The 4,583-nt window shown below is 54.2% G+C and carries 7 protein-coding genes; 2 read left to right on the forward strand and 5 right to left on the reverse strand.

All coding sequences use genetic code 11. From position 1 onward, the window contains the following. Positions 1–82: 82 nt before the first annotated feature. A complete protein-coding gene (locus LBO03_08805) occupies positions 83–802 on the forward strand; it encodes an IS3 family transposase (protein MDR3349671.1) in 720 nt (239 codons plus the stop codon). 144 nt (positions 803–946) lie between these two features. On the opposite strand, the gene LBO03_08810 is transcribed toward LBO03_08805, so the two are convergent. The 5 genes from LBO03_08810 to LBO03_08830 all read right to left on the reverse strand — a co-directional run bounded on the left by LBO03_08810 (position 947) and on the right by LBO03_08830 (position 3,539). Next, the gene (locus tag LBO03_08810) at positions 947–1,333 is read right to left on the reverse strand and encodes a hypothetical protein (GenBank protein MDR3349672.1); all 387 of its coding nucleotides are present in this window, start codon (positions 1,331–1,333) and stop codon (positions 947–949) included. Continuing rightward, positions 1,320–1,928, reverse strand: coding sequence for a hypothetical protein (locus LBO03_08815; GenBank protein MDR3349673.1), 609 nt, complete (start codon positions 1,926–1,928; stop codon positions 1,320–1,322). Before LBO03_08815 ends, LBO03_08810 begins: the two co-directional genes overlap by 14 nt. An 11-nt stretch (positions 1,929–1,939) precedes the next feature. Next, positions 1,940–2,284 (reverse strand): hypothetical protein, encoded by a 345-nt coding sequence (locus LBO03_08820; GenBank protein MDR3349674.1) that lies wholly within the window; start codon positions 2,282–2,284, stop codon positions 1,940–1,942. 254 nt (positions 2,285–2,538) lie between these two features. Further along, positions 2,539–3,045 carry an ASCH domain-containing protein gene (locus tag LBO03_08825; GenBank protein ID MDR3349675.1) on the reverse strand — a complete coding sequence of 169 codons (507 nt, stop codon included), beginning with the start codon at positions 3,043–3,045 and terminating at the stop codon, positions 2,539–2,541. Positions 3,046–3,098: 53 nt separating this feature from the next. Beyond that, a complete protein-coding gene (locus tag LBO03_08830) occupies positions 3,099–3,539 on the reverse strand; it encodes an OmpH family outer membrane protein (protein ID MDR3349676.1) in 441 nt (146 codons plus the stop codon). Positions 3,540–3,593: 54 nt separating this feature from the next. Here LBO03_08830 and LBO03_08835 point away from each other — a divergent pair, with 54 nt between their 5' ends. After that, positions 3,594–3,806 carry a hypothetical protein gene (locus LBO03_08835; protein MDR3349677.1) on the forward strand — a complete coding sequence of 71 codons (213 nt, stop codon included), beginning with the start codon at positions 3,594–3,596 and terminating at the stop codon, positions 3,804–3,806. Positions 3,807–4,583: the final 777 nt, after the last annotated feature.

The raw sequence follows: 4,583 nt of genomic DNA on the forward strand, positions 1-4,583 counted from the left end.
TTCCAAAAAATTTGCGAAAAATTTTTACTTTTTTTGCGAAAAGTTAAAATGAATAAAGCGTCGTGGATTGCCGCCGCGAAATGTGGAACTTGCCGGTCTCATAGCCGAGTGTCAGAAAAACTGCGGCAAAACCTATGGTTGCCGGCGCGTTCAAATTTGCCTGGAACGCAGAAGATCCTGGCGTTCCATCCCCACAACGAGTCTGCGCATCATGCATCAATATGGGTTGCTACCTGAGATACGTCGTCGCAAGAAGTACAAGCAGATGGGGCAGCAGCTTCACAAACATGAAAACTTGTCAAATCGCAATTTTGCTGCCGATAGACCAAATTCCAAATGGGCAACGGACATTTCATGCATGCACACAACCAAAGGCGTTTTGTATCTGTCCATGATTCGCGATCTCTATGACAACAGTATTGTCGACTGCAAGGCCGTAACCGAACAGACGGCAAGTCTTGTTTTGGACACAATCAACCTCGCCACAGAAAAAGAAACGGTCGACGGAGAGTTGCGCCTCCACAGCGGCCAAGGGTTTCAATGCGCCTCGCAAGCATATTTCAACTTAACTAAAGATTGCGGCATTGCTCCATCCATGTCGAGACGTGGCAACTGCTATGATAATGCACTGGCTGAAAATTTCTTTTCCATTCTTAAAACAGAGTGCATATACCAACATAAGCTCACCTCGTTTGATGAAACAAGGCAACTCGTCAACGAGCACGTCGATTTCTGCAACAACGAGCGCATCCAAACAAAAACGCGCCTGACACCGCTCGAAAAACGATGTCAGGCTGCGTAACTCTACGATATCCTCCGACAGGGCTTTTTATTCCTTGTCCGTTCCCTCTGGGCGGTTCAGTCAAGGCAGGGGGCGCTTTGCCTCGTTTGCCGGCTGAAATCCCGGACTGTCTTTGCGGTAAATTTGCCGCGCCGCAAGGCCCCTTTATATAAATATGTCCACCATGCGCTTGTAGGCCAGGGATGCCAAGCCGCCCGGGCCAAGCTGCCCTGCCCGGCGCATTTTGTCCAGCAGGCGGCTGCTGAAATAGGGCTTGGCGATGCTAAGGGCGCCGCCGCGCCTGTTCAAGTCGTCCTGCCAGAGCCTTCTGGCGTTGTTGGAGATGTCGACGATCGCCGCCGGCGAAAAACCGCCCCTTTTCCCTAAACGGGCGCTCTCGCCGTTTATCCGCTGTACTTCTTCCGGGGTGAGTACGGAGCGTACGCGCCCGCGCCCGGGAGAATATACGCCGCCGGGCTGGGAATGGCCCCGTTCCATGCTGGAACTGGTTGATGCCGCAGCGTTTATGCCGTTGGCATTATTGTCCGCCATTGTCCGCGTCTCCTTGCGCAATAATAAGAGTCGGCAATTTAGCCCTGAATTCGTCTATGGCGTCGCCGACCTGCTCGTTGGCGACCTTTTCGGCGGAAAGGGCGGTGCCCAAAACGTCCGTTTTGAAATAACGGATTTTCTTTTCCAAATGTTTGGCGTCGGCCACGCGATAGGCCATAAGGTCAATGGACACGCTCACCCTAAGCAGCGTTTCGCCAAACGGCCAGCGCGAGTGTATGAGCGCCTCGTCCAGCCTGTCCGCGATTATGACAAAAAGCAAGTCCGCCGAAGCCCGTCCGGCAATCAGCTTTAAGTCCTCCGCCCGGTAATAAGGGGGCTTTCTGCCCGGCGGCGGCAGTTGCCCGCGCAAAACCCGCAACAGTTCCTGCCGGCCGATCAATTTGTAGTCGGGAAAATGAAACCGGCGCCTTACCATTTCCGTCCACAACTCGGAAAAATCCTTGTCGACGACGCCGCCGGTGCGATCCAAAACAACGACCGCCACGGGAGAGTCGGCGAAAGCGCAAACGGCGGCCGGGGCGAAAGCGCAAACGCAAAGGCAAACGCAAAGAAACGCTTTCAGTACATATTTCATAAGCCGCGCAATCAACCGGTGGCAACCACGCGCACGAACTCAACGCCGAACGCTTCCCCGATCCTGCCCAGAAACCTTGCCTCTATGTTGGTTTTATGCAGCGCCCTGTCGGTTATGAGCAGCACCGTCGTCTCATTGCGCCGGACGTTTTGCAGCGTGTTTATATAAAGATCGAAATCCTCGTCGCCAATTAACTTTTTGAGTTTTAACAAGGACGGCAGGATCTCCGCGCTTTCCTTTTCGGCCCGCGCCAAAAGCGGCGTGAAAAATTCGGTAACTACGCGCGATGTTTGCCTGTCCGCCGGCATGGCGGCCATTTCGTCATATTCGTCGGGAACCTGAAGGTCTTTTCGCACAGTCGCGTCACCCGCCTTTATGTATTTTGCCCTTTGCGCCCCCAAAGCCATTTTTTCTTTCTTGGGCGGCCTTGTGTCCATTATGAAATTGCGGCGGCGATTTTGCGGCGCGCAATTCAAAGGGCAGGGCGCCCGGTTACGGCCAAATATCCCCAAGCAGGCCAACCTTCAAGGGGCAGCCAGCGGCAATGCCTTTTGGACATCGCGGCGAAAAGGGCGACGCAGCGGCTTGTCAGCGGTTCGTTTTTCTTCCGCTAAAGCTGCTCGCTTGTCCGTCCGCGCCGGGCAGAGCCTTTGCTCAACTTTTCAAACTCTTCGTCGGTTATGCACAGGCCATGAGCGAAAGCATATTTATCAAAATCGTTTATGGACACCTGCCTTATTTGCTCCTCGTCAAGCTCCACTTCAAAAAGGTGCAACTTGCCTTTTACGGGTATCGGCTCAATGGCAACAACGTCCTTGAAAAGCCAGGCATATTTTTTTGGCTCGATTTCCCAATCATCCTCATAGGCCGCCGCCTTGCGGTGCTTTTCGGTGAAAGGCTCAATGGCGAAAAGGGTGGCGATTGCGATTGCGTGCCCGCAGACAAAAAGCCTGTTTTCAAGCGCGCTCAAATTGGGGTCGCGCTGTGAGGCGCAGATTAAAATATCTCCCCGATAGTCCGTAGTCCATGAGCGAATTTCTGCGGTTTTTTCTCCGCTGGCAACGGCGTCCGCCCAAGGCGGACGCAGCGACAGGGCTTTAAGTGTGATTTTAGCCATGCTTTCATCCTTGCTTGTATGCGCGCTTGTCCGCCCGCGCGGGGCGGAGCCGGTCATTTTTCGCCGATTTTTTTCACGACTGCCGCAGTTATGTCCGTGCCGCCGCGTATGACGGCGTTCTTTTCCAGGACGAAAGCGTAGCCGCCCTCTTCCATTGCCGCGTCAATGGCCGCGTCGATGTCCGCCTGGATGGGCTTTAAAAGTTCCGCTTCCTTGGCCGCCGCCTGCGCCGAAAGCTCATTGGAAAGTTTCTGCCTGTCCTCGGGGGAAAGGTTTTTGGCTTTTTCGTTGTACTCGGCCTGCAGGCGGTTCCGCTCCGACATGACGGCATTGAACGCCGCCTGCGCCCCGGGATGCCGGCGGAACGCCTCTCCCCGGTCAAGATAGGCGATTTTTACCGGCTGCGCCTTGGGCGCGGCCGAGGCGGGGGCGGCGAGGGGGGTGAGCAGGATTGCCGCGAACAATACGGGGAAGATCTTTTTCCAAAAATGCATCGTTAAGCCTCCAAGTTGTTATTTTTGTGCTATAATGGCCTTGAGGTGATTGACATGAAGGAACCTGCCGGAAAAGGCAGCGCCGCCTTGCCCGAAGATGCCGGGCGGACGCCGGCCACTATGGATGACCCGGATTTTCAGGCTTTTTTAGAAGAAGTTTTGGCGGGCGCCGCCGGCAAAGATGGCCTTAAAGACGGGCAGACGCTGTCGCACGAGGAACTTATCGCTTATTTGGCGGCGGAATTCGGCCTCGCGCAGCAATCATAAGCTTAAAGCCAGGCGGAAAACATCGGGCGGATTTTAAGGGTTGTTTTTGCTTTTATCGGCAATGGGCTTTCCCCTTCCGGGCAGCACGCGGACACAGCGGCGCCGGCTCGCGGCTTTTGCTCAACCTGCGCGCTTTGGCCGGCCACCATACGCACATTCTTATACTACCACAGGCGGACAGGAAAAAACAATAGGGATTCCATATTCTCCGCTCCGGGCGAAACCGCGCGGACAAGCCGCTTCTCTGCCGGTTGACGGGCTTTGGGCAAAATAATTTGCGGTGCCTCAAGGCGTTATCATAACTGCGGCATGCATTGCCGCAGTTTTTTTGCGGCAATGTATTGACACGGGCCGGGCAATCGTATATTATGAGAATGCGGCATTGTTTTAACCACTTTTTATTTACTTTTTATTGTGGGCTTTTGGCTGTTTTTTTACGGCAATTGTTTCATATTATATTTAACCACTTATTTTATCAAAGCCGCTTTTATTTTTGGATCTGGAGCTGCAGGCCGACCGGCGGGAAAGAAAGGAGGTGCCCCCCGAACCCCGTGAGCGGTTGCCGGAGCAAGCTAAAGATACAGGCGCGAAAGGGCAAGGAGCCTTCCGGAGGAAACATGGACACTCGGGAAAATCCGCCCCCCTGACGCCTGGCGACAAAACGAAAACAAAAAACAAGGGGGAAAAAGAATGAAAAAGAACTTTACCATCGTTCTGGCCCTGGCCTTCGTGCTGGGCATAGCGGGCAGCGCCTTCGCGGCCAACCCGTTCTCGGAC

This window comes from Acidaminococcales bacterium, from assembly GCA_031290885.1.
Lineage (GTDB): Bacteria > Bacillota > Negativicutes > Acidaminococcales > JAISLQ01 > JAISLQ01.

What these genes read in the sequence shown, in the direction of transcription:
- LBO03_08810 (MDR3349672.1), bottom strand. Translation starts at nt 1,333, where the DNA reads ATGGCGGACAATAATGCCAACGGCATAAACGCTGCGGCATCAACCAGT.
- LBO03_08815 (MDR3349673.1), bottom strand. Translation starts at nt 1,928, where the DNA reads ATGAAATATGTACTGAAAGCGTTTCTTTGCGTTTGCCTTTGCGTTTGC.
- LBO03_08825 (MDR3349675.1), bottom strand. Translation starts at nt 3,045, where the DNA reads ATGGCTAAAATCACACTTAAAGCCCTGTCGCTGCGTCCGCCTTGGGCG.
- LBO03_08830 (MDR3349676.1), bottom strand. Translation starts at nt 3,539, where the DNA reads ATGCATTTTTGGAAAAAGATCTTCCCCGTATTGTTCGCGGCAATCCTG.
- LBO03_08835 (MDR3349677.1), top strand. Translation starts at nt 3,594, where the DNA reads ATGAAGGAACCTGCCGGAAAAGGCAGCGCCGCCTTGCCCGAAGATGCC.